General features: G+C 58.3%; 23 protein-coding genes and 1 tRNA gene. 1 reads left to right on the forward strand and 23 read right to left on the reverse strand.

The genetic code is table 11. The features are described from left to right. Positions 1-170 precede the first annotated feature (170 nt). Complete coding sequence (xth, locus tag ABID12_RS15200; protein ID WP_354434957.1) at positions 171-962, forward strand: exodeoxyribonuclease III; 792 nt, start codon at positions 171-173, stop codon at positions 960-962. A 138-nt stretch (positions 963-1,100) separates the two neighbouring features. Here the strand turns inward: xth and ABID12_RS15205 are convergent, their stop codons facing one another. From ABID12_RS15205 to ABID12_RS15315, 23 genes are all read right to left on the reverse strand, one after another. After that, a complete protein-coding gene (locus ABID12_RS15205) occupies positions 1,101-1,859 on the reverse strand; it encodes a tetratricopeptide repeat protein (protein ID WP_181190656.1) in 759 nt (252 codons plus the stop codon). Between the two features lie 501 nt (positions 1,860-2,360). Further along, positions 2,361-2,449 (reverse strand) — tRNA-Leu (locus ABID12_RS15210). Positions 2,450-2,560: 111 nt separating this feature from the next. Continuing rightward, the gene (locus ABID12_RS15215; protein ID WP_354434958.1) at positions 2,561-3,622 is read right to left on the reverse strand and encodes a tyrosine-type recombinase/integrase; all 1,062 of its coding nucleotides are present in this window, start codon (positions 3,620-3,622) and stop codon (positions 2,561-2,563) included. A 10-nt stretch (positions 3,623-3,632) separates the two neighbouring features. Beyond that, entirely contained in the window at positions 3,633-3,989 is a 357-nt protein-coding gene (locus ABID12_RS15220) for a hypothetical protein (RefSeq protein ID WP_354434959.1), read from the reverse strand. 289 nt (positions 3,990-4,278) lie between these two features. After that, positions 4,279-4,680, reverse strand: coding sequence for a hypothetical protein (locus ABID12_RS15225; RefSeq protein WP_354434960.1), 402 nt, complete (start codon positions 4,678-4,680; stop codon positions 4,279-4,281). A 407-nt stretch (positions 4,681-5,087) separates the two neighbouring features. Then, positions 5,088-5,240, reverse strand: a complete 153-nt coding sequence (locus ABID12_RS15230) for a hypothetical protein (protein WP_354434961.1) — start codon at positions 5,238-5,240, stop codon at positions 5,088-5,090. A gap of 66 nt (positions 5,241-5,306) precedes the next feature. Beyond that, a complete protein-coding gene (locus ABID12_RS15235; protein WP_354434962.1) occupies positions 5,307-5,840 on the reverse strand; it encodes an antirestriction protein ArdA in 534 nt (177 codons plus the stop codon). 304 nt (positions 5,841-6,144) lie between these two features. Next, positions 6,145-6,348, reverse strand: coding sequence for a hypothetical protein (locus ABID12_RS15240; protein WP_354434963.1), 204 nt, complete (start codon positions 6,346-6,348; stop codon positions 6,145-6,147). Positions 6,349-6,478: 130 nt separating this feature from the next. Beyond that, positions 6,479-7,237: a hypothetical protein gene (locus ABID12_RS15245; protein WP_354434964.1), complete on the reverse strand. Its 759-nt coding sequence runs from the start codon at positions 7,235-7,237 to the stop codon at positions 6,479-6,481. Positions 7,238-8,466: 1,229 nt separating this feature from the next. Then, positions 8,467-10,140, reverse strand: coding sequence for a phage terminase large subunit (gene terL / locus ABID12_RS15250; RefSeq protein ID WP_354434965.1), 1,674 nt, complete (start codon positions 10,138-10,140; stop codon positions 8,467-8,469). A gap of 85 nt (positions 10,141-10,225) precedes the next feature. Further along, the gene (locus ABID12_RS15255) at positions 10,226-10,456 is read right to left on the reverse strand and encodes a hypothetical protein (protein ID WP_354434966.1); all 231 of its coding nucleotides are present in this window, start codon (positions 10,454-10,456) and stop codon (positions 10,226-10,228) included. Further along, positions 10,453-10,698, reverse strand: coding sequence for a hypothetical protein (locus ABID12_RS15260; RefSeq protein WP_354434967.1), 246 nt, complete (start codon positions 10,696-10,698; stop codon positions 10,453-10,455). Before ABID12_RS15260 ends, ABID12_RS15255 begins: the two co-directional genes overlap by 4 nt. A 34-nt stretch (positions 10,699-10,732) precedes the next feature. Beyond that, positions 10,733-11,290: a DUF4376 domain-containing protein gene (locus ABID12_RS15265; protein WP_354434968.1), complete on the reverse strand. Its 558-nt coding sequence runs from the start codon at positions 11,288-11,290 to the stop codon at positions 10,733-10,735. A 2-nt stretch (positions 11,291-11,292) separates the two neighbouring features. Continuing rightward, positions 11,293-12,813: a phage tail fiber domain-containing protein gene (locus ABID12_RS15270; protein WP_354434969.1), complete on the reverse strand. Its 1,521-nt coding sequence runs from the start codon at positions 12,811-12,813 to the stop codon at positions 11,293-11,295. A gap of 90 nt (positions 12,814-12,903) precedes the next feature. Continuing rightward, a complete protein-coding gene (locus tag ABID12_RS15275) occupies positions 12,904-16,479 on the reverse strand; it encodes a hypothetical protein (RefSeq protein WP_354434970.1) in 3,576 nt (1,191 codons plus the stop codon). A gap of 16 nt (positions 16,480-16,495) precedes the next feature. Beyond that, positions 16,496-18,913: a lysozyme family protein gene (locus ABID12_RS15280; RefSeq protein ID WP_354434971.1), complete on the reverse strand. Its 2,418-nt coding sequence runs from the start codon at positions 18,911-18,913 to the stop codon at positions 16,496-16,498. 20 nt (positions 18,914-18,933) lie between these two features. Further along, positions 18,934-19,674: a virion core protein, T7 gp14 family gene (locus tag ABID12_RS15285; RefSeq protein ID WP_435528242.1), complete on the reverse strand. Its 741-nt coding sequence runs from the start codon at positions 19,672-19,674 to the stop codon at positions 18,934-18,936. Continuing rightward, positions 19,675-20,085: a hypothetical protein gene (locus ABID12_RS15290; RefSeq protein ID WP_354434973.1), complete on the reverse strand. Its 411-nt coding sequence runs from the start codon at positions 20,083-20,085 to the stop codon at positions 19,675-19,677. 47 nt (positions 20,086-20,132) lie between these two features. After that, positions 20,133-22,469 (reverse strand): phage nozzle protein, encoded by a 2,337-nt coding sequence (locus ABID12_RS15295; protein ID WP_354434974.1) that lies wholly within the window; start codon positions 22,467-22,469, stop codon positions 20,133-20,135. Then, positions 22,469-23,044: a phage tail tubular protein A gene (locus ABID12_RS15300; RefSeq protein ID WP_354434975.1), complete on the reverse strand. Its 576-nt coding sequence runs from the start codon at positions 23,042-23,044 to the stop codon at positions 22,469-22,471. The genes ABID12_RS15295 and ABID12_RS15300 overlap by 1 nt, the downstream gene beginning before the upstream one ends. A gap of 100 nt (positions 23,045-23,144) precedes the next feature. Next, the gene (locus ABID12_RS15305) at positions 23,145-24,119 is read right to left on the reverse strand and encodes a major capsid protein (RefSeq protein WP_354434976.1); all 975 of its coding nucleotides are present in this window, start codon (positions 24,117-24,119) and stop codon (positions 23,145-23,147) included. Positions 24,120-24,506: 387 nt separating this feature from the next. Then, positions 24,507-24,737: a hypothetical protein gene (locus tag ABID12_RS15310; RefSeq protein WP_354434977.1), complete on the reverse strand. Its 231-nt coding sequence runs from the start codon at positions 24,735-24,737 to the stop codon at positions 24,507-24,509. A gap of 74 nt (positions 24,738-24,811) precedes the next feature. Beyond that, positions 24,812-24,970, reverse strand: a complete 159-nt coding sequence (locus tag ABID12_RS15315) for a hypothetical protein (RefSeq protein ID WP_354434978.1) — start codon at positions 24,968-24,970, stop codon at positions 24,812-24,814. Positions 24,971-25,020: the final 50 nt, after the last annotated feature.

The following is a 25,020-nucleotide window of genomic DNA, read 5'->3' on the forward strand; positions in this document are numbered from 1 at the left end:
TCCCCTGCTGTTAGCGTTTTCATCGATGCAATTTCCATGCCATGGAATTGTCATATTTCCCGGAAGCCTTGTGGCGGTCAATCGGCACACGCCGCAAGCACTGTTGAAATTTGCAAATCGGCAGCGTCCTCTGCATAAGGAACAGACCGAAGCACCGAGAAAGCCAGCCCATGAAAATCGCGACCTGGAACATCAACGGCATCAAGGCCCGGCAGGACAATCTTCTGGCCTGGCTGGAAGCGGAACAGCCCGACATTGCCTGCCTGCAGGAGGTCAAGTCACAGGACGAGACCTTTCCGCGGGCGCCGATCGAGGCGCTGGGCTATCACGTCGAAACCCACGGACAAAAAGGCTTCAACGGGGTCGCGCTGCTGTCGAAAAAGGCGCCCGACGAGGTGGATCGCGGTCTTCCCGGCGCCGATGACGATATCCAGTCGCGCTATATCGAGGGCGTTTTCAGCGTTTCAGGCGGCGTCATCCGCGTTGCCTCGATCTACCTTCCGAACGGAAATCCCGTCGACAGCGACAAATATCCCTACAAGCTTGCCTGGATTGATCGGCTCAAGAGCCATGTTTCACAAAGACTTGCGCTGGAAGAGCCATTGATCCTGGCCGGCGATTACAATGTCATCCCCCGCCCCGGCGACTGCCACGATCCGGCGGCATGGGCCGAAGACGCATTGTTTCTGCCTGCAACCCGCGAAGCATTCACGACATTGCTCGGGCTTGGCCTCTACGACGCGGTCACGAGCGCCGACGACAAGGCCGGACAGTATACATTCTGGGACTATCAGGCCGGCGCGTGGCAGAAGAACAACGGTATCCGCATTGACCATATGCTCCTGTCATCAGAAGCCGCAGACAGGCTGAAGACAATCGAAATCGACAAAAAAGTCCGCGGCTGGGAAAAGCCCTCGGACCATGTCCCGGTCGTCGCTGCATTCGAATTTGAATGGGTGTAAGGCTTGCCGAAAAGATAAAACATGTGCGCTTCCCGCGCTGCTTTCAGCAGCGCGCCGCCGCGATGACATCGGAGAACAACTTCTGAAGGCGCATTTTAACGCACAGCGGGCACGCCACCGTGCTCATGGAAGCAACAATCAAGGGTTGCTTGTGCTCATATTTTGCGCAAGTGCGATTGCGCCACGCCGGTCACTCTCGTCGACAACCGAGAAACATTTTTCCTGAAGCTCACGAATCCAGTGGCATTCACTGGGCCCGCAACGGTCGGCCGCCATGGTGAGATAGGCCAGACCGAGGACCGACTGCCCCTCGTTGAACACCAGATCACCGAAGACCGCCATGGCACCGACATTGCCGTTCTTTCTTGAAAGGTTCAGCCATTTCTTGGCAAGACGCACATTCTTGGCGCCGCCATCACCTTTGAGGATCATTTCGGCCAAACGGAACTGCGCCTCGGGATTTCCGAAAACCGAAGCAGCCTGAAAATAAAGCTGCCGGGCTTGCCCCAGATCCTTTGCGACAGGGGTATCGGGAATTCCGGTCTGGTAATAACCGGCCAGCGCCAGCAGGGCATTCACATAAAAGCCGGTATCGGGCGAGCCGGGCTCGACATCCTGATTGACGATTTCCGCATAGGCCTTGAAGGCTTCATAGTCGTTTTCCGGCACGCCGTCGCCATCGGCATACATGTTGGCCAGAGCCCAGCGCGACCCTGTGTGGCCTTTTTCGGCGGCATAACGGTAAGCCTCGACGGCTTTTTTCTTGTCACCGTTCTTGTAGGCCTTGAAACCGAAACGGAAGAGATCGAACCGACCCGAATCCTTGGGCACGTCCGTGGTGATATCGAACGCATGGACCGGACGCGTGAGCGAATAGCCGATCATCAGGCTCGCCATCACCAGGAAAACGCCGATCTGTCTGTGACCTGTCTTTTGAATCATCATCGAACGTTTCTTCACCATGACACTTGTCCGGACACTTGCGTGACGCGCATTGTGCCGGAACCGGTACACCGGATACCAACCTGCCGTAACCTGGCTTCAACACCCGAACACGGCCATTCCGGGCATCATCCCGACATCCCACATGCTCTTTGTTTGTGGCGGGAAATAGACGTATACCCGCCATCGTCTTTTACGTGAGATTAAACTGAATTACTGTGACGCAAGCGACACACTTGCCATGTTTCATATTGAAAACAATGTAAAAACTTCGTTGTCTTGGCTGAAAAACGTCAATAATAGCAGCGCTGACACTGCGAAAAAAAGCAGATGCGTATCGAGCGAAGAAGTGTTGCCTATCACTCCCGGCCATAATAAACCTCGAAACCGAATGCGGACGTGGCGAAACAGGTAGACGCAAGGGACTTAAAATCCCATATTTGTGACTGGAAGGGCTGGTGCGGACGACGGGACTCGAACCCGTAAGCCATTGATCTAGCGCGAGATTTTAAGTCTCGTGTGTATACCAATTCCACCACGTCCGCGATGCCATTTGTGCCTGCAAGTCACAGCTTTTGTGACCCGGAGAGACACAATCTCAGTTAGAAGACCCGAGCATCTATATGTGCCTTGTGTGCTCGAATCAAGGTGCGTTTTTATGCGCTTTCCCGTGCCTCTTTTTCGTCCAAAGCGGAGACGGCTGCCTTCAAATTAGACGGGGATAGGTGCGCGTATCGCATGGTCATGTGCAGGGACATGTGACCTAGCCACTCTTTCACGACATTCAGTTGGACGCCGCGCTGAACCATGCGCGAGGCGCAGGTGTGGCGGCAGATGTAGGGGATGAAGTGCGGATCGTCGGCATATCCTAGGTGGTTCCGTGCCCGGTCCCAACCGTCCCGCATCCACGCATTGCTGTAGTCGAAGAGCTTAGCGCTCCCGTTTTCAGCCTGCGCGACCCTCTTCTTAACGATCTTCAGAACCCTTGAGGTCATGTAGACAGTGCGCGGGTGGTCCGTCTTGTTCTCCCAGACGGTCAACGTCTTCTGCTTCAGATCAATGTCGCGGCCCGTTAGGCTGTAGAGTTCCCCGGGGCGAAGGCCTGTGTCGATCAGGACCGTAACGACATCCGCGTGGTCATCTTTCCCCCAAAGCCGGAACAGGGAAAGCAATGCCTCCTCCTCTTCCTGTGACAGCCAGCGGACGCGCCCGACGCCTTCCTTCTTCCGCTCGATCACCGGCAAATGACGGACGATGCCGCGATCCCGTGCGAACCGAAGGATCTTCGAGATACACGCAAGTTTGCGGTTGATCGTCGCGTTCGAGTTCCCAATACCGGCGCAATGCGTGATGAACTCGTCCAGTAGGTTCGAATCAATCGTGCTGACAACCCGGTTCGCACCGAAGAAATTCTCCAGAATGCGAATCATGCCCGCCATCTTGTATTCTGAGCGAGTGCCGCGCCAGTAGCGCTCGAACGTCCGCGAAGCGCAGACGCCGAAAGAGGCAGGGTCGCCCGTACGCGCTTCGGCCTTAGGCTTTTCCACGTCTTCTTCTTCCCGGGGATTGGGCACAGGCTTGCCGCACAGGACCGCCGCCCTTGCCCTTGCCTCGTAAACTTCCGCCTCTTTCTCAGAGGGAAAAGAGTACCTTGGCAAGCGCATCCCGTTCACCGTCAAGTCCACCTGAAAGGACTTGCCGCGCTTCCTAACAGCCATTGCTATCTCCTTATTGCTTAGGGCCTAAAATCTTACCGAACTCTTTGTAGACCCTCTCCCCGAGCGGAGAGAGGAAGAGCTGGCTGGTCTTGTTATCCACGACGTGGATTCGGTTCACGAATTTTGGGAGCGGTTCGGTTGACTTGTCGCTTTTCTCCCGCTCGCCGCAGAGTTCCCGGACGTGCCGGAAAAAGGAGGAACGCGAACCGCCTTCCTCTTCAAAATAGCGCTCAAAAATCTCGGTCGGGCTGATGCCCGGGTTCGCGGCGATGATGCAAAGCACCCGGGTCGGGCCTACCTTGTTACTGATGCCCCTAACGAGTTCAACCATCTTCATCAGATCGGCATGGCGGTCGATCTTGGCCATCTTCAAAAATCCCTTCGTTTATAAAGTTCTTGATTTTCTCTTTTCGCTTCACGCTGGCTATGATGTAGAGTCGCCCTTTGCGTATCTCTATGTCGCGCGACCTGCGGTTTACCCTATACTCGAACGGTGCCCCCTTGAGACCCGGGCAGGACCACAGCCATTCGATATATAATTCTATTTTTGGGACTATGTGAATAAGTCTATATGTATCTTGTCGCATATTTTGTATTCCGCATTTCCCAGCCGGGGTTCCGACTGAATTCATTCTATGTTTTCAAGAGGGGCCGTCCTAGCCGAGTAGACACTCCACCAAGGCGTTGAGCTCTCTGTCATTCACCGGCCCTACAGGGTTCTCGGGATAGCCGTGAGCCACGAGGTAGTCCCTCAAAAGGTCCGCTGCGTCGTCTGCCACGCGGCCTCCGATTTGCTGGAACTCTTCCAGCTCCTTTTTGGTGTCTTTCAGCTCTTCGCACTTCTCCTCTAGCTCTTCTCGCCCCTGCTTGAGCGCGAGCGCCATTGCGTCCCGCTCCTCTTCCAGTACTGCCGCCTTCGATGTTAGGCCGCGCAAGCGCTTTCTCAGGGTTTCCGCCCGTTGGTTAGCGCTATCTGCTTCGGCAATTTTACGAACGATTTCTACCTCTAGTTCCTCGAGTGCGGCCACGTAGGCCGAGACGTCTGCATTGTAGCTCACGGAATTACTCCCCTCATTCTGCGCCTGTCTAGCGGACCGGTCTAATCGTCTGATTAATCTTCAAACATGGTTAGTTCAGACCTACGCAAAGCAGTAAAAACCCGGCGATAAACAGTACAAGAGCCGCCACTTCAACGACCGCCCGCGTCAGCGAAAGAATAGGATTCATCGTGATTTCCTCTTATCCCGGACGCGCTGAAGCCTTCCGTCTAGCGACTAGACAGGGAGCGCAGATGCAGGGATGTGTGATTGTGCGTTTCGGCCCTGCCGTGGGCCATCATCAGTGAGGCGGCTTCAGCCTCAGACGCTGGAAGCCCTAGGAAAGGCTTCCTTTTGTGTGTCCTGTCCCCAATAAAAAGCCCGCCGATTAGCGAGCCTTGGAAACGTCAGTTCTGAAGGGGATTGCCTCAGAGAAACAGCCGGACAATCGCGACAAGCGATAGGGTTGCCGTCGCGGTCACGATCACGGGATAGAAAAGATTCTCCCGGTTGATCTTGGCGGTCTCAGCCATCAGCTTTGCGATCTCCGCGTTGATCTTGGTGAGTTGGGCTTGGTCCATATTCTCGGTGTCCTGCATCTGCATAGGTCCGTTATCTCGCTGATTATATCGTAAAGGCGCGGAATGTCATGCGTGGAAATAGTGGCGCATAGCATCACTGCCCGAGTAGGAACTCAGGCCAACCAGCATGTCCCGCGCTACGCCTTCCCAATCGATGTGACAACGCAAGTGTTCCGGGATGCTCTCTTCGCCGTAGGCTGCGAAATACATCTCTTCGGCCATTTCCGCATCGCGCTCAAAAGCCCCCGCGTAATGACCCCCAAGCCAGTCTTCGGGGTCTTCGTCCGGGCCCCCCATGTCCGCTAAGGCGTCCGCCGCTGCCATGGGGTCGATGCCGCAGTTCTCCGCCGCTTCTATTATCTCGACTTGCCGGGCGACATCTTCCAAGCTCACCAAGTCCGGTAGGTGGCCTAAATCCTCAAAGTCGTCGATGCGCCATTCTTCTGCTTCCGGCATTGGCGAGCGCTTCAGCATCGCCGCGATTTCCTCTTGCATTTCCTCAACGTCCGCCGATGCGTCTATCCATGCGCCGTGCAATATCCCGTTGTTGTAAGAGGCAAGGCAAGCGACATAGATGCGCGGTGTTAGGTCGCATTTCATTGTTTTGATCCCATTTTATTGAAACGTTTCGGCCCTGCCGTAGGCCATCATCAGTGAGGCGGCTTCAGCCTCAGACGCGCCCGACAGTCCCGAAAATGGGACTATCAGGGCAAATCAAGGGCGGTCTTTCAGTAGCCGCACCATGCTACAAATTCCTCAAGAGCCCGCGCCGCTGACTTCCCCGGGCCGCAACGCCCGTTGTGTATGAATTTGCGGCCTATCTCCTCGTATGCGCCCTTGCAGGCGCGGCACAGGTGCCCGAACTCGTTCGACTGAATAACCTCGAATGTCAGGTTGCCGCGTTTCATACCAATCCCCCATCTGCCACCGAACGGCGAAGCGTGAGGCAGACTTGCGCCACCCCGTTTTCGCGTATCGTGTCGCGCTCATATTCCACCGGGTCGCCGGGCTTCATCCAGCGTTCAAAATCCCCCTGCCCCACTTCTATTATTTCCGTGTCAATCTCGGTGTCATACATGAAATATCGTATTGGTATTTGGTAGGCCATCTGGTCCGTCCTTCCGTCTAGTCGCTAGACAATCTCCGGGGCGTTTCGGCCCTGCCCTAGGCCATCATCAGTGGAGCGGCATTAGCTCCAGACGCCAGACAATCCCATTTTTGGGACTGTCTAGACAAAGTTAGGCCGCAAGGCCACATTCCCGGGCGAACGTGTCAAAGTCCATGCCGAACTTCCGCGCCATTTCATCGAGCCGGGCCTTAGCCGCGCCACACTCCCCGGGCGTTGCCCCGCGCTTGTACAGGCCCCAAACCTTATTTGCCCGGGCCTTGGTCGCGCCATCCACCGGCTTTGCGTCATTAGCGGCCTTCTGCTTGCCCTTGCCCGCCGACGCGCCTGCTTTGGTGCCCTTCAAGGCGTTCTCTAGCTCCTCGATACGAGCCAGAGCTTCCGCAAGCTGTCGCCGCAAGCGCTCGGCCTCAGTCTCTTTCTTGGACCGTTCTTTCTTCGTGGACCCCTCGCCCGCGTCGTTCCCGCTTTCGCTTCCGCCCTTAGCTTCGCGCTTCGCGGCCTGCCATGCACTTATCGCGCCGTCCACCGTCCACTTGCGGGAAGCTTCCGGTAGGGCTTCCACAGCCGCTAGGATCGCATCCCAGTTTTCAGCAAGCTGTATCAAGCGCAAGCGCCATGCCCGGCTAAACGGGAACTCGGAAGCGTCACACCATTTGTGGAAAGCCCCCCGTTCCGCTTTCAGGGCCTCACGGGCTTCGCCTAGCGCTATCCCTATGCCCCGATATTCGGAGAGAGTTTCCTTAGAAGCGGCTGCCACAGCCTTTGATTTCTTTGCTATTATCCCGGCGAGGTCTGCTAGGAAGTTCGCATTACGTCCTGCGTCAAAGCCGTTGGCCGCTGCCTTGTCGGTGAAGTCGGCGTCATCCATGCCCTTCAATTCCTCTTTTAATCAATTTCGGCCCTGCCCTAGGCCATCATCAGGACGAGCGGCATTAGCCCGCCTATTGATCAAGTCTTGAGCGCCATCACCTTTGCCAGTGCCTCAGACGTGTTTCACACGCCGCCAAGCCGCGATTGCTGCCACCCCACCAAACCTTCTGAGTTTGCCGCCTTTGTATTGCCTTCACGCCCGCCCCTTGAGGGACTTCGTGGCGACCGGTGGTTAGGTCCGGTCCTCCGTTCGGTTTGTTCCGTTCGGTGTGACTAAGTTATAGTCCCATTTTCAGAACTATGTAAATCCCTATTGTGACTATTTCAGAAAATATTTTTGGTTTGGCTTTTATTTCAATAACTTAGCGTGTTCATTTGTGGCACATTGGTTTGCTATTAGTCCCGCTTGTGGCACAATTTGGCGTGACTTTGCGCGGCGCATGAGGGGCGCTTAGGTCGGCGAGGGTGAACCAATGATAGGGGATAACGCGGGCGCGGGCGCGAGGCGGCTTAGGTGGAGACTGAAGGGACCGGCTAGTCACTAGACACTTCCGTCTAGTCCCGTGGGCGAAAACAATAGATATGCAATTCAGAGGGCAAAAGATCGCACCGGCCCGCCCATGCCTATCAGGCGGCGGCTTGCAAGTGTCTAGTCGCTAGACGGAAGCCCCCTTCCGGCTCTCTTTGGGACTTCAAGTCCTTTGTGGGGCCAATTATTTCAATGGGTTAGGCCCGCGTGTGACCGGAAGGCGTGACCAGACGACCCCCTCCCCCGTGCCCGCGTTCTTCAATCCACCGCGCGGCCATTCGTGACCCCCCGTGGGGGGGATTTGCGCCAGCCGCTCCGTAATATAGCGCTTCAGATTTTTTCACCAAAATGTTCCCCCGTTCGACTCCAGTTTCCCCTGAGGTTGCTCCGTGGTGAGCTTTAGACGCTCCTCCCCTGTGATTGCCTATGGAGAACCTGAAGGCGCTGTGTGAGGCTCTATGAGGGAAATAGAATGATGGGGACCAAAAACCCCCTATGCTGATCCGCACGGGGCAACATAGGGGGTGATGGGAGGGTATTGACTGAGTAGGAGATGAAGCTGGGGGACAGCTTAGGAAAATGATCACATGGCCTCAGGTGCCACTTCAGTGTCCACCTTAGGTGTCACTTAGGTTATAACTTAGGTGTACCTTAGGTTATATCCTTATCTATCATCCACCCTAGAAGTGTCCACTAATCTAAACCCTTGACCATACAAGGGAATTTTCACCCCTCCCGCAGGCCTCCATGAACCTATTCAGCTCCTTCTCAAGCATGGCCTCGCGGTGGGCTTCGGCTGCCTTATCGGTGTCTCTTGCCATGTGCTCCGTCCAGTAGTTCACGGCCATTGCGAGAGCGTCTAGGCGGTCGTCCTGGACTAGAGCGCCCCGGTCGCGGGTCACCCGTGTCAACTGGTGAAAGAGCATGTAGTGGGCCTGCCGTTCCAGCGGGTAGTGCTGGATCGTCTTGTAGTCCTGCTCGATCACCTTCGGGTCCACTACGAGCCGGTGCTGCATCATGACCGGCTCCAGCGTGTCGATAATGCGCTGCTCCTTCTGGCCGTGATGCTTAACCTCCTCGATCCTGCAAGGATGAACCTTCTGAATGACGGGCTGCAAGAGCTTGGTAAACATGCCGTCACCGAAGTTCGCCTCAGTGACGATCTGGCTAACCCCGTGAAGCTTCGCGATCTCAGCGAGGCTCTTCAAAGTGGAATCCTCATAGCCGCCCGGGAAGCCCCCGCAGGCGGTCAGGAACTGGTATCCGTGGAGGAACTTCACCACGGCATAAGAAGTCTCGTCCTTGCCCCTCCCTGAGGGGTCTATGGCCATCACAGTGCCGGTGTATTCCGCCCAGTCTGTATCTACGTGCATGGGCCGATAGAAGGTATCCCCGGCGAACCCCACGTTGACGAGATCGTTGATCGCGAGTTCCGGCGAGGAAGCCCAGATTGTACGGACTGGAGCGAGGTTCGGGTTGCAGCTCATGACGATCAGGTCCGCCACCTTGAGCGGGTATCTGTCAGCGTCCGATAGGCGGGTGTCTAGCATGAACTGGAGGGCAAAGCCCGCCCGGCCATAAGAAGCCTCACGCTCGAACAAATCCTCGTCAGTGAAGCGCTGTAGGTCAGTGGAGGCCCCTTCAACGCCGCCCGCCTCAATCAGGCGCTTGATATAGGGAGCAAGGCGCTCCCCGTAGACGGCCAACTGCTTCTCTGAGGGAATGCGGGCAGGCCAGACGCGGACATTGTACCCGCGCTCGGGCAGGAGGTTGTAGAGGGACTGTTCAGTCTGGGGAGTGCCTAGGTAGAGAACCCGACCTCCGGGCTTCAGGATAGCGTCGAACTCCTTGACCTGTTCAGCCAGCTTATCCCGCATGGCCTGCGTCTGTGAGTTGTTAGGGACTTCGATATCGTCGCCGATGATCGTATCCGCACGGGAACCCGCGAGCTGTCCGGTGATGCCCACGGATTTAACCGAAGGCGCATGGGAGGCCGAGGAAGGGCCTACGTCGAACGAAATCTTGCTCTCGCGTTGATCCTTGCCCGGGATCAAGTGCTGAAGCACGGGCATTTCTTTGATCAGCCGGAGCGTGAAGGTAGTGAAATCGTCCGCACGGGACTTAGACGCCGAGACCACAAGGATGCGGTGTTCCGGGTCCATGTAGAGGAGCCAGCAGACGTAGGCTGAAGTGATCCATGATTTGCCGACGCCTCGAAAGGCTTCGATCACATCGCGGCGCGGCCCATGCTGGAGGCGCAGGGCGATATCGTACTGAACCGGGGTAGGATCAGGGAGGTTGAGATGCTTCCAAACTAGGTAGAGAAAGTTTCGGAAGTCCGAGAGCGGGTTGGTGCCGCTCTGCGTTGGCATGTTGTTTTGGTCCTTTCTGAAAACGAAAAAAAACCGACCCGCTGTTAAACGGGCCGGTCAACTGTCTAGTGGCTAGACGGAGTGCTTAGTTGTAGGAGGAGGCGCTGTCCTCGTCTGCCGAGAACGGCATTTTCTCAACGAGGTTGCCGAGGGGGCTGCCCTCTGGCGCTGTGGCGGTGATGCTGTTGTCGCGCAGGAATTGCCGGGCTGCCGAGAGGTCGCCTGCTGAGGCTTCGCCGCTCTCGATCCGCTTTGCGAACTCCTTGGCCAAAAGGGCGTGTAGAGTATTTAAAGCATCTTCTGAAGCTTTAGTCATCGGCTAAACAAGTAGTCCTTGAATGTTGCAAGTAAAGCGCCGAGCGCCGAGGCCCCGAGGAGCCACATGGTTCGGGCCGTGTGCCAAGCGCCGGTGCCCTGCTCCCTGAGCTTTTCAAGGTCACTGAGGCGCTTTTCGGTTTTCATCAGACGCTCTTCGACTGCCCCTTGAGAGGAGAGGAGAGCGTCCACTTTCCCCTCCAGACGGCCCAACATGAGGGAGAAGTTCGTCAGGTCGTCCACGGGGAGCCTGTCGGTTTATATGCGCGTGTTTCCATTATGCGTCCTTTCTTTGTGTTTCATGCTGCGGCCAGAAGGCGTCGTCGTCGTAGTTATCAGGTATCGGGATAGTATCTTTAAGCTTACGCGCCGCCAAAACATGCGTTTGCTCGTGCGCCAGCATCGCGTCGTTGAGCGCGACCATGGCGGCGGCATCAAGCTTATGGGAAGCGTTGTCTGCCGCGATCCACTCAAAGTCATAGGGCTGCCCGTGCCAGCGGTAGTCCCCGGGAGCCGAACCGGCTTCGAGCGCCGCCCGGGCAACTCCTGCCCAGCGGGAAACCTTTTCGGCGTCGGCAGGGCGTGACTGGTAGACTGCCCCGCCGTAGCTGACCCCTCCGGCGATGCGACGGTCGCGCTCTGCGTCCACCTGAGAAGGGCGGATCGCGGGGGCGGCATATGGTGCAGCGTCCGATAGCATCGCATCAAACATTTCTTGCGTACTTTCGTCGCCGTTGACGGCAGTGAAGGGAATCCACCCCAACGTTAGGTGGTCGACCTCAGCGTTGATCGTTGAGTTATCGGGCGAGCTGAATACGGGGTTCCGAAAATCCATCATTATGACACCCTCGCGAATAGCGTAGAACCTTGGCCGCGGTTTGTATGGATAAGCCCCAAGCAGCGCCACGTCCCAGCGGGGTTTGAATAAGGATTGCCTTGGCCGCTCGCCCACTGAATGTCTCCGCCCGCGACCAGATTTCCGGGATTCAATGCCCGCCAACAGTAGAAGAAGCCCAAAGTGCCGACCTCCCCGGAGCCGCTGTTGGCGATATAGTCCTGTGTGCGCCAGAAGCTTCGGTCTTCGATGCGGTTGCTGATCGCGTCGAAAGCATAGGAATTGCCCCAGCTTTCCCAGCGGCTGCCACGGATATTGCCGTCTGTATGAACCATTGCACCGCCAACGCCAAAGTTTGTGTTGGACTGGGCTCGATCAAGCCAAACAAAGCCGTCCGAAAGACGCACTCGGAGCGCCCGTGTGCCGTTCCAAGACCCATGCTGATCACCGGGATCAGTGATCATCAGATAAAGATCATCTGCATTTAGGTGCCAGAACACCCCCCGGCTACCGTTCATCATTCGGAAGTTCCGGTCATTGCTGGCTTTGATCTCGCCGGTCACGGTATCGCCGCCTTTCGACAAGCGGCTGTTGGCATTCGTGTTTGCCGAGTTATATCGCGCGACGCTATCGCTCTCCGTTGCAAACCGCCCGTCTGCCTGCGGCTTTGTGTAGAAGGTGGAGGGGTCAAACACGGCAGCGTTTGAAGCGCTTTCCGCCGCCGCGTCCCGGTGAGCAAGAGCTTCATCGCGGTAGCCCTTTGTCGTATCCCGGTAACCAAGCGCGGTGTCCCGGGCCTCCTCCGCCGCCGCCCGTGCGTTCTGGGCATTCAAGCGGTGGCCGCTCGCGCTGTCTCGCGCGGTTTTAGCCTCTGCCTTCGAATCCGCCGCTTCCGCAGCGGAGTGAGCAGCCGCCTCTTCAGCCTCGACTGACCGGTCCTTGAAGCGGTCAGCCGAGTTCCTGTACTGAAGGGCAAGGTCGCGGGCGCTGTTCGCGGCCTCCAATGCTCCAAGAGCGCCGCTTCCGGCCTTATTCGCAGAATTAGCGCTGGCGATTGTCGAGTTAAGGAGATCCGTCATCTGCGGAAGAAACGTTCCGTCATGATACTCCTTCGTAATGGCGTCGCGAGCATCCAAGGCATTGCCGAGGTTCGCGATTCTGCGCCCACCCGCTCCGTAAGAGCCATCCGGCAGAAGCTCCAGCGTACCACCAGCGATATCAATCGCCTCTTGGACGATGTAGAAAACCTGCGTAAATGCTAGGTCCATATCGCTTTCGACCATCACCGACCCATCGGTGAAGTCCACCATCGCGTTATCGCGGGGTGTAATGCGCCTGATTTCGATTACCGCACCCTGCGACGGGGCAGGCGTAAGGCGGATCGTGTGCGGGTCATCCCACTCGTAGGGGACCACATCAAGACTGACGCGCACTTCGATGTGTTCCTTTTGCAGGAACGTGAAGGGGATTGAAAACGAGCGCGTGTTTCCGTCCCCTTGGTATTGAACATAAGATAGAGCCATTGCGGCCTTTCGTGTTTGATAAACAAGAAAACCCCGAGGAAGGTTCGCCTCCTCAGGGTCCAGTTAAGTCTGTGTCTAGTCGCTAGACGGCTATTGCTGCTGCTGGCGCTTCGCCATGTCAGCACCGACGCGCTTGGTCAGGGCTTTCAGGTGCTCCGCCTGCCTCAGCGCTAAGTCAAGCTCCGGGTCTTCTTGGCGCAGGACGGCCTCAGCCGCCTTTCGGTAGGTGCCGACCACGCGGCGGAGCAAGTCGCTCCTGGAACCGGCGAGGTCCATGTCCCCGTCTGTCAGCTTGTTCCGATAGGCATCAGAATTGATCACCTCGTTGAGCCTTTGCCGCAGCGTCATCCCGCCGAGTTCAACCGTACCGGTAAGCTCCTGCCACCGGTCATAGGCGGTATATCCGGTCTTCGCGCTCTTATACTGAGTGAGATCGACGGTCCCCTTCTTCTTCGGAGGGAGCGAGATAGGGCGATCCTCCACAAACATTTGACGGGCAAGCTCGTCGTCAACGTTCGTCTGCGGGGTCTCCTTCCAGCCCTCCTCATTCGGCTGGGCACCGGCCAAGTGCGTGTTCTGCGCCACCGGGGAAATGAAGTCAGGCCCTAAGGCGGGCCGGATCAGAACCTTCTCCCCGAGGATCGTTCTGCGCGGGTCCACTTCGGTACTGAACCCGGGCGTCCGGGCATGGATCGCGTCCATCACCGTGCGGACTTCTCGCATGTAGGGGTCTTGCTTCAGCATTTGAGTGACCGCCGCCGGAACGAAAGAGCCTGCAAAATTGCGGAAGTACGAACCCATGCGCCTCTCCGGCTCTGACAAAGCGTCTAGGGCCTGCGTAAGCCCGGTGAGGTAGGACTTGCTGGAGAGGTTCTTCACGAGCGCGGTGGTGAGGCCAGCCGCTAGTTCTTCACGCGGGCGGTCCTCAAGGAAGCCGCCAACTTCGGCGAAGTCTGCGGAGAGACCGAAGAACATTCCGAAGGGGTCCGCACGGTCAAATGCCGTGTAGGTGACACTGCCGTCGTCGTTGGTCGTCTTGACGCTGTAGGGCTGCCAGCCGGTCTCCATAAGCTGCTTGCGAAGGTCTGGGTCACGCGGGCCGTAGCCGGTGATCGTCCCTTCGGATGCGAACGAGATCGCCGTCCCCCAGAGGGCCGTCCCGGTTGTCATCATTGCTGCCGCCTGAGCTTGTGCGGGCTTGCCGTTCTTACCCATAATGTCGTCAGCATACTGCTTCCTCAACAGGTTCAAGCCCGGCGTCCGGTTCCAGACGAAGCGCATGATGTTGGTCGGTGTCCTAACGAAGGGCATGATCAGCCGCATCGTCGGGTGGTTCTGGGTCAGGTTCTGGAGGGATTCGCCTACCGTGCGTTTCCCGGACCATGTTGCCGCCTTGAGATCGTTGGTGAACGTGGCCGAGCGGGATTGCTCTAGCAACGTCGAGTCAAACGCCCTCCCGTTGCCGGAATCAATGGCGCTATCCAAAGCATTTTCAACATGTTCTGCGAACTTCTTTGGGTCTTTTAGAAGGCCCTGCTGAAGCGCTTCCCGGTACGCACGGGCACGGACCTGCCCCCGATAATTGAGCTGTTTGATGAACTCGTCTTCGGAGGTGAGGAACCGCGAAGGGAGCCGGACCAGCTTGCCGAGGCCGTCGATAGCGGCTGCAAGGCCGGGGTTTTGAATGCCATAGGCCTGAGAGGAGATCGAGTTCCTAAGCTCGTACTTTCCTGCGAAGGGGTCAAGAATGCCATCGTCCAGCTTGAAGGACTTGGCCGAGAGTTTCACCGCGTCCCGGAACGACGCGACCATCCCGACATACTGAAGCCCCGCCTCAAGCATGTCGCTACGGCCCTGAGGTGTAGCTCCCCGAAGCGCCCCTGCCAGCGCCTTTTCAGCCGGGAGAAGAGCTGTGTTGATCAGCGATGAAGCGATGTTGACCAGATGGGTCTTAGGCCCGGAGAGGATCGCGTTCACCCAATACTCGTTCACCGTGCCGAGCGCATTCCCTAAGAACCCGCCCCGGGTGGACTTGGCCACGTTCTTCGGATTCCTGCCGCCCGCCGTCACGCGCCGCGCTAGGCCTTCGACAGCCGCCGCCCCGCCGTTGAAAATCTCGTCGGGATCGATGTTCAACGCTAGGTCTTTACGGACCTTGCCGCCCATCTTCATTGCGTTGAGGGATCGCGCAAGGTTTGTCTGAATGCCCTTGTACATCGACTGAACATTCGCAAGAAGCTCGTAGTGCTTGGCGAAGTCCTTCAGCAAGGCGGCTCTATCCGCATATCCGTAGGTACCTCCCCGGGGATCGGAGACCTTCTCGCCCAGCTCATAGACCTTGTTCGTGACGGTGGTCAGGAAGTCTTCATATAGGCGGGTCTCGGCGTCGAGGTGCTTCATGTTACCGCTGTTCGCGGCGAGGCGCTGCATCAGGATTTTCGGGTTGCCCCCGATGATATCCGCGAGCCTATCCACGTTCTTCTGCACCTGCTCGAATGAGCGGACGTTCTCCGCGTTGCCGCCGATAGTCTGATCCATGTCCTTCCGGTAGGTATCCCGGAGCGTTGACATGATCTGCCCTACGTCTTCGCCGTTCTCGATAAGATCGAGCCGGATGCCCGACAGGTTCTCCCCGTCGCCTAGCTCCCGCTCTGCCTGCGTCTTCGAGGCCACCTTCCACACGGCTTCCTCGTCCATTTCCACCAGCTTCTTCACCGGCTTCAACGGAGGGTCGCCCGCCTTCGGCTTCGTCGGAGGGACTTCGGCTCCCGGGTTATTCTCGAAAGCCCCGCGTGGGCTATCGGCCCCCGGACCTCCCCCTTCGAAAGAAAACTCCATCTGGTCGGGGTCACTGAACGGGTTTACTTCCGGCCCGGTCTTTTCAGCGATATCTTCCAAGACCTCCTCAGCCTCCGCGTGTTTACCCTTGCGGAACAGCTTCAGGGCCTTGACACTGGAGGCGAGGAGTTCGGTAGCCCCGCCAAGGGCAAGCCCTTCGAGCGCATTCTTGAAACGCCCCTCCGCTTCCCCGTCCTCGTCGCCTGCTGCCAGATAACGGGACACGGGATTACTCAGGACCGGGTAAGCTTCGATCAGGTTTGATAGGCGTTCTTCGTGGGGATCAAAGGCGGAGGCATCGGCCATCGCGCCTTTCGCCATCGCCCCGGCAACGCCTTCAGCGGTGAAACCGAAGGCCTTCAGGGCTTTCCCTGCGGTAGCGAACCCCACCGCAAACTGCGCCACGCCTTCAGTAAGCCCGCCGACGGCAGACTGCGGCGCATCCCCCATGACGGACAGAGGTATCTTGGCGGCGTTCTTCGAGGGGTTCCCCTGCTCCCAGCCGAGGAAGCCATTGTTGGCTGCGCTGCCGAACGTCAGGTGCCCCAAGTCGGCTACGTGCTCATTCAGCCAATTGCCTGCACTGAATGCGGCGTCGGACGTGGCATTGACGGCCTTCAGCCCTCCCCGCGCAACATGCCTTGGAGTGTTCACAAGGTCGGTCGCGATACGGCGCGGGAGGCTCCTTTCTAGTGCGGGTTCGGTCGGGAGTTCTTCTGTCGTATGGCCTTGTTCGAGGAGTCCCTGACGCAGGGCGTCAAGGTGACTGACCTCTTCAGGGGCGAGCGCGGGTTGTCCCGGCCCTGCCCCCTCAGTAGGCTGCTGCATCTAGTTTCCTTTCTGGTTACTGCGACCGTACCAAGTGCTTCTGATACGTCACGAATTTCTGGATATCTTCGGGGGTCTGGAGATCGAGCTTTAGAACCCATTGGGAGAAGGCAGCACTGTTGTCTCCCCCGAGGAAAAGCCGATAGCTGTTCAAGAGGGAGTCCGTGTCCTTGAACGCCGGTTTCTCCATCCAATTGAAGCCTTCATGAGGGGGCACCACGGCCCCGTCTTCCTGCGAGTCAGCTCTAGAAGTGTCCACTTTAACCGGGGCTTCATCCTGTCTAGGCGCTAGACGGTCGGGCGTGTCACTCTGGCCCGCTGCGTTGTATCCCGGGCCGTACAGGGCATAATCACTGTCGGGCTTGAAGCGTGTGACAATGACCTCTGTCTCCTTGGCCAGGAACTCCGCATAATCCGCTTCCGACGCCCCGGGGTGCTGCTCTTCGAACCGGATCACCGAGTTCTGAAGCGCGTGGGTTGCTTGGGCCGCTTTCTCCGGGTTTTGGAAGACGCCGGATTCAAACAGGGGGTCGCCCACGAGATCGCCAATATCCGACAGGTAGGAGCGGACGATAGGCCGGGACAGGACGCTTGACTGCTCATTCCTTGCCGCCGCGCTGAGGAGGTTGCGGATAGTCGAGGGGTCGTTGATCACGCCTTCCGCGACCTTATTCACCACGTCTATGGCATTGGCGGTCCCTTGGTAGACCTGCGCCGAGAACGCAGCGACGGCGGTAGTGTCTTCCGCTGTGCTGAAACTCTGGAGGCTCTTGGCCAGTTTGACGCCCTTGTCAGCTAGGTCCGGGGAGATGGAGTTCATTTCCCTGAGGAGAGACGCGGGCAGCGTAGGGGTTTCCCCGTTATCTAGCTGCTCCAGCAACACGTCCCCGACCTGCTGAAGGATCGCTTTATTCTGGACCTTCTCGTCGCGCTGCTCCGCCGCATACCGGCTGTTCTCCTCTTTCACCTGATTGTTGAGAATCTGGGCCTTCGCCTGCTCAATCGCCTGCCGCCCCTCAAGCGTCATCCCGGCTCCGGGCGTCCCGTCTGGGCGCGGCTGCATGATCGCGTCGGCAAGGGAAGGGTCGCCGTACTCAATCATCGCCCCCGTAACGGCGGTGATGACCATCGAGTTGACAGCCGAAGGTGCCACCCCTTGCATACGGGCGCTCTCCTCTAGCTGCGCAATCTCGCCGGAAAGCGCCGGGATCGTAGCCGAGGTATCCATAAGGCCGTCTGTGTCCGTGCGGTGGGTAATCCCCGCGCTGAACCTCGCGGTCTGTCGCGCGTATACCTCCTGCGCTGTCCGGGCGCGTCCGTCCTTGGTGTAGAAGACATTCCTGTTTGCCTTGACAGCCTCAGCGCTGGCGTAGGCAGTCGCGGGCGCGTTGGGGTTGCTCTCCAGTCCCCTGAGGAATTGGACAGCGCCTTCCCCGCCTAGGAAGTGGGCCATATAGACGTTCTTGTCGGTGTCCACGAACCCGCCCTGCCGGATCGCGGCGGCGAACTCAGCGGTCAACGCCGGGATAGCCTTTGACTGCCCTTCCGGCGTCAGGCGATCAGCTTCGGTAAGCCCCAAGTCCGGGTGGCGCTTGATCAGCCCGCTCCATGTTCCTTTGGTGATCTGGTAGACGCCAAAGGCGGAGCCGCCCTCGTAGGCCGTCTTGATGTTTCGCCCACCGCTTTCGTGGCCGCGCAGGGCGGAATAATAAGCGCCTTCTGCGTCGGGGTCGCCGGGCATCTGGTAGGCTGGCCCTTGGAGCATGAAGTTATCGAGCGTGGTTCCCAGCGATACGCCGATGCTTGCCATGTTGTTGTAGACAAGGTTGGTCACGGCGTTCTTCCGGTGAGCGTTGACGAACTTTTGAGAGACTGCGTTCGCCTCCTCCAGCATCGCCACGCGCTCTTCCGGGGTTCCCGCCGAGTCGATCACGGGCTTCAGGCCGTCAACAAGCCAGCGCTCCACTGCGGCGGGGTCATCGCTCGCTGCCAAGGGCGAGCTGTAATACTCCGTGAGGAGTTCCCCCGACTGGTGCTGAATGCGGTTGCGGGCGGTGCGGGCGCGGTAGGCCTTACGGAAGTAGGGACTCTTTTCAGCAAGCGAGGGGTCCGCCTTAACGGCTTCGGCCCAAGACATTGTATTGTCCCTGAGGGCAAGAAGCTCCGCCTCAACGCCGTCTTCCTTCTTCTTCTTTATCTGCCGCTGGCCGAGCAAAGCACTCACGCCGGGACTGAAGCTAGACAGGGCTGCGCCGAGTTGTTCAAGCCCGGACGGGCCTGCGGCAGGTGCTGCGGACATGACAATGCCGTTCGGCGCGAGAGGTGCCACCTCTTGGACCGGAAGCGCCCCCCTTTCGAGGGAGCGCTGCTGTACCGCCACGGTATCGCGCGGCGCGGCGACAGGCCGGAATGACCCGCGCTGTATATCAGCCATTAATTATCCTTTGTGTTGGGTTAGATCGCGAAGGGGTTGATGCCCTGCGCCGATAGGCCGGCATACTGAGAGACCGCCTGCCCTGCTGTTGAAACAAGCGTGGTCGCCAGCGAAGGCCCCTTGACCCGCTGAGTGGGCTGATAGGGCGCGACCGGGGCGGGCGCTTGGACGGAAGGCGTCGGCGCGAAGGTCTGAATGCCAAGGTTATAGATCGAGGTGTCTGAGCGGGCTTTCACTGCCTGCCCTTCAAGGAGGAGCTGCTGTTGTGTCGCTGCGGCGTTCATCCCGCGAACCGTCAGGGCTTCCCCCTCCTGCCTGCTAATGTCGCCTGCGATCATATCCACGGAAGCGCCGCTGACTCCCCTAGCGTCGGCATTCACCTGCGCGGTCGCCCGGGCGCTTCTGCCGCTCCTGCGGATTTCATCCTCTTCGAGAACTGCGGCCATGTTCTCTTGAACCATCCGGTTCATCAGGGTTCCGAACTGATTGAAAAGGTTCGTCTCAATCGAGTTGATAGCCTTCGCGCTGTGTTCGGCCTGCCGGTCAAACTCCGAACGCTTGAACTCCAGAACTTCGCCCTGATAGCGGATATCCTGCGCATACTTCTTGTTGTTGTACTTGGTAACGTCCAAGCGCTGCTGAAGCCGCTTGGTGTCAGTCTCAGCGGCGTATAGGTTCCTTGCTGCTGCGGCTTGGCTTTGCCCGCTGGCGGACATAAGCGAGCCTGCCGCACCTAGCGCAAGGCCGATAACGGCACACACTTATGGGGTTTCCTTCCAAAAATAGTAAAAGGGTCTGGTTTCCGGCCCCAGCTTTAGGGGCTGCTCCGCAAAGGAGAAGCCGCACCAGCGGAGCCATTTGATGTGAACGGCGTTTCGAGCGTCCACGAAATTGTAGATCCTTCGGTAGGGCCGCTGAACCCGGGCGATGATCTCGGGTGAGTTTCGGAGGAACCAAAGCCAATGGCGTTCGATCCCTTCAGTCCCCAATAACCAAGGCGAGCCTTCCCCGTCCGGGAGGCGGACGTGCCCAAAGATCGCTATAGGCCCCTCGTCGGCTTCAATCGTGAAACACTGATCGGAGAGCGCAAAGCCCGAGACAAGCGCTTGAAGCGGCGAAGCCCCGCCCGCCCGGGCCTCTTCTTTATCCTCCGGGCGAAGCTCCTCTGCCATGACGTGGCAATCCTTGAGAACCGTAGGACGAAAGCGAGGCGCACCCATCAGGCTATCCTCTGGGTGCGCACTGAGTAGAGGGCCTCCCAATCCGCGTTAAGGAGGTGCGTGGGTAGCGGAGTGTCGTTGATGACCTCAATCTTGACCTGCATATTGTTGGACATGACAGGGAACTTGAAGCTGCCCGTATCCACCACAGGCTCCCCCCAGACGTTCTTGCCGGAGCCGATAACCCGCCCTGAGAAGACGTAGGTGTAGGTGCTGCGCCGGTACGGGGTGACTTCGATGCGGAAGTAGCCGGAGCGGTTGTAGTTCACGAGGACGCGCCTGATTTGCAGACGGCCTTCAGTGTTCGCGATCTGCCCACCGCCCGGCGCGTTGTCGCGGATCATCAGCGGGGAGAAGACATAACGCAGTTCGTAAACCCTGCCGACACAGAACGAAACGCCCCGGTAGTCTCCGGGCACTCTAACAGCGTCCGCGCTCGGGCGCTCCGGGTCTATGAGGTAGCCCTTAGGACGAGGCCCCCCGTCCCCGACAGTGACGAACTGAAGCTTGCCGTCCTCTTCGTAAGGCAGCTTGATCGTGCTCTTCCGGCTGGCGGGATCATACGAAATATCAAGGCACTGCTGCTCTGAGACGCGGCGGTCCAGATGGATATCGAACGGAAGCGCCCCGGCGCGGCGGTCTGCCTCAATCTTCATTTGTTCAAGGTAGAGGCCGTCAGGGCGCTTGATCAGGAGCCACAGCGAATTGTCGATGAAATCGCAGTTGAGGATTTTGTCCTGCTCTGGGAACGTCCAGCGAGACCACGAGGATTGCGCCTTTTCCTGCCCGGTGTAGAAATACTTGTAGGTGTAAATCTCGTTACGGCAGGTGTCCGAGAGCGCCACGATTATGTCCTCAGTTGTCGAGGCGCTGAGCTTGGCGATCCCCCCGCGAATGTACTGCGGAACATGCGCCGTTACGTCGTTCGCATCCTTGTTGTTCGCATCGCCGGTCACATAGTATTCCCGCACCGAGGAGAACCCCCCGCGACTGGTGGTGAAATACAGGAAGGAACCTGCCCCGACCGGGCGGCAGCTTGCCGAGGCGTCGAACTCGGTAGCCTGCGCAATTGACACGGTATCCGGCGTGAGAATGTCCCCCGCCCCCAGGACGAACTGCGTCCGATCACTGAAGAGAATGAGGGTTTCATTGAAGGGGATCGCATGGCGGAGGAGAGAGACCTTCACATGGGAGACCGCAACGTCAATCGGGTCTGTGTCCAAGAGGCCTGTTGCCGAGGACCGCCAGAAGTTGAAGAAGTCCGCCGACCGGGAGAAAACAACGTTCTCGTCGGAGATGAAGCCGAGGCGGTTCCGGTAGAAGAAGATGTCGGATATCTTCCCACCGACAAAGGAAGGCTCCGGGGCTGTGTCTTCGTCGCCGCTCTCGCACTTTTCCCACTCGGCTTTTCGGAATGTGAAGGAACCGTCGGCCTCTCTCACAAGGACGTGCGGCATCGTTGCTGCGTCGAGCGCGACCTTGCGCCCGGGCTTTGCTATCTCCTGCCAGACCCCATCCATGTTCGAGCCTTGGTACTGCACGTAGAAATTATCGTACTGGTTCCCCTGCGCCCCGGTGACTTCCGCCATGTAGCCGCTGATCGCCTTCGCTGGCAGGCTCGTGAAAGACTGAACACTGCCCGTGATCGCGACCATCCCAGCGTCCGCGATCCCGTCCTCTGTGCGGAGCTTAAAACTACCGCTGTCTTTCCGGTAGATGTGAAGTGTTGAACCCGACCGGCTCACGTTGAAATCGGCGTTCTCCGCGAACTGCTGCTGAAGTTGGGCGGCAATGTGATCCGTCGCAATGGTTGAAGCTTCAAGCTTGTCGGTGGTGTACTCAGCCACCTTGGTTTCATCCACGAAAACCCGGTAAGTGGTCTGGTAGTTCCCCTGCCGCACAAACACCATTCCCTCAGGGGGACGCTCGGGCGCGGTCTCTTCGGCCATGGCGACAGACATGCTCTTGTTCACCACGAAGGTGTAGTCCGCAATGGTGATCATCGAGAGGTCCGTACTCGCCAGATAGTCCTTGCCATCCGGGAAAGAGACCGTCTGCGCATTGCCCGCGAGGTCGAAGACCTTCAGGTCGCCTTCGCCAGTCACGACGACATAGCGCTCGTTCGCATCGCGGTTGATGATGTGAAGATAGGAGTTGTCGGTTAGGTCAGCCTGAAGCTTTGCCGAATGCAGCGTGGGGGGACGCTTCGCGAGGCCGTCCACGATGGAGCTATAGCCGTTAATCTGCTCTTCGGCCTGTGAGGCCAGTCGGAGGGCAAAGGGCTGCTGGGACACGCCGTTGACAAGGTTCGGGATCGACCCCGATATCACCGGCATTAGCTCAAGCCCCTCCGGCTTCGGCTACCGGTAAACAAGGTGTAACCGGCGACTTCGGCTTCAATGTTCTTGAGCTGCACATAGGCCCGCGCCTCGTCGTTGGCGTTAAAGCCGGAGAGCGTCTGGGAGCCGACCACGCGGTCCTGAAAAATCCTGCCCGCCCGCACGGTGATGTAATGCCGCGCAGGCTGCGGAAGCTCTTCGAAGTCGAGGAGCCGGGTGATATTCACGAAGACCGGCGCATCGAAGGAATAGGTGTGGTTGAGGCGGTCCCAGAGACGGGTTCCGCGAACGATCAGGTGTTCCTTGCGGTCCACCGGGTCCACCGCGAGAGTGTTGGCGGGGACGTAGATTGTGCCGGGAAGCGGAAACGTGGGGACCAGTTTGTAGTTCTCGTCTAGGTTCCAGCTCCAGCCTACGGCCTGAACCTGCCGGTTTGTTTCTTGGAGAATTTGACGGGCCATTACCGCATCGACAACGCCGGTATCTTCGACCGTGTTGACCGGGGCTTCGCCGATAATGGAAAGAATAGTGTTGACTGCGCTTAGTTCCGTCGTGAGGCTTACGTTGCTCATTGATCCTTTCGCTGCGTCTAGGGGCTAGACGGATTGCTGGAGATGAAAAAAAGGGGGGCCACAGATTTCTCTGAAGCCCCCCTAGGGTTAGTTTTGTGCTTTACGCGCCAGTGGCCGAGGACAGCTCAACGATGCACTCCGGGCGGAGACCGCCGTGGCCCATCGCGTACTTCGCGACGATCAAAGTGCCCTGCCGGTTGATCTGGTATTCACCCTCAACCGCGAGGTCCATCAGCTTGACAGTGCCGACAGCATCCGGCGTTGCCACCGCGCCGACAGTGTTGGAGAAGTCGCCCGCATACTTCGCCATCGGGCGCGGGCCCGCCGCACCAGAGGGAGCAGAGAGGTTCTTCGTCGGGACGTGGTTCGACTTAACGATGTTGATCCCGGCAATATCGAAGACCTTGCCCGTGCGGATATCGCCGTTGCCAGCGGTGAAGTCGCGGTTGATCGCCTTCGGGTCCAGCACCAGCTTGTAGTATTGGGCGGGCTTGATGACCGCGTAGCGATCGTGCTCCGGTACGTCCTTTTCATCGAGGACTACCGCCGCCTCATAGAGCGAGTTCACGAGGGCGGAGTTGGCGTTGGTGAGAATGTCCGCACCAGCGTCGAGACGCGAGCCGCCCGGGGAACCCTCCACAGTGCCGCTTTCGCGGGCCGTGAGAATCAGGGTCTTCAGGACGTTACGGTCCCACTCGTTTGCGAGCGCCTGCCCCGCCTTGCGGGTGAAGATGGACCGGGCGTCGTAGTGGTTCTTCGCCTCGTCGATATTCGGGATGAATACGTCAGAGATAAGCAGGTCGTCGATAGTGATGACGCGCTCACTCTGAACGGTTTCCTGCCCGCCGATGAACTGGCCCGGGACGTGATAGTGGGCGTCGATCTTCCATGTTGCCGGGAAGGAAGCGCTCTTGCCACTCGTGATCGTGCGGACGTAGTGGCGGTCAGCCATGACGTTGACTTCATCGTGAGCCGTCAGGACTTCGCCGGAGAAAACGTCAAGGAAGAGAGCGTCGTCAGCGCCTGTGCCGTTCTTGATACCGAGACGCGACGGGGTAGCATTTGCATCAGCCATTAAGGGTGAGCCTTTCGTGTGTGTTGTTTGGGATTGTCGGTCTCCAAAACATTCACGAGCGGCCACGCGGGTTATCCTCCTCAGAGGGCCTGCGTTTTCATTCAATCCTGTTTGTTGGGAAACCTTTTGACTACCGGCTTAGGAGCCGTGAGGTCTTGGAAACACACGAGTAGTTCTGGCGATGCAGCGAGGCGGAAGGCCTAGGGGCCTCCCTCCGGTTTATTCTCCCCTGCGACAATCGCACGGACCCCGTTGAGGCGCGTGAAACAATCGGAGTGGGCATCGTAAAGGTCGATGATGTAGTTCCCGACAGCGCGGGATTGCGCCCCCTGAGCCGGGACTTCGGGAGCGTCCTTGCAGACTAGAAGGGACTCAGGAATGACGCGCTTAGCGCTCACGCAGCCCATCAAGAGCACGGGCAATAGCGCGAGGCACAGGCTCGTCTTCTTCACTGTTGACAGCCTCCTTGACCTTCAGAAGTGCCTCAGTTTCAGCGAGGCGCTTGGTATAGGTCATTTCAAGGGTTTTCATGGAAAGCTGGAGTTCGGCCTGCTCCTGTCTCAGGGAGGCATTGTCGGCCTGAAGGCTCCAGTTCTGTTGGGTTAGGTTCTTCGTCATCAGCCCCAGCGTGAATACGAGGCCGATCAAAGCGGCGGTAAAATAGCCGTAGAAGCTTTTCAGAAACTTCTTGATCAGGGTCGGGGTCTCCGGTGTTTGAGCGTGTCGCGGTCGCCGAGCGTGGCGAAGCCGAAATAGCCGAGGAGAAGTGAGGTGGTCATGCCGGTGATAGCCAGAAGCCCCGTCTCGTGGAGAGAGTCATTCGGTCCTAGGATAAGGAGCCAAGTGACCATCGCCGCGCTCCATCCCAAAACGAGATAGAGTAGCTTGCGGCGGATTCTCC

Origin of the sequence: Martelella mangrovi, from assembly GCF_040545495.1 — a bacterium.
Taxonomy (GTDB): Bacteria; Pseudomonadota; Alphaproteobacteria; order Rhizobiales; family Rhizobiaceae; genus Martelella; species Martelella mangrovi.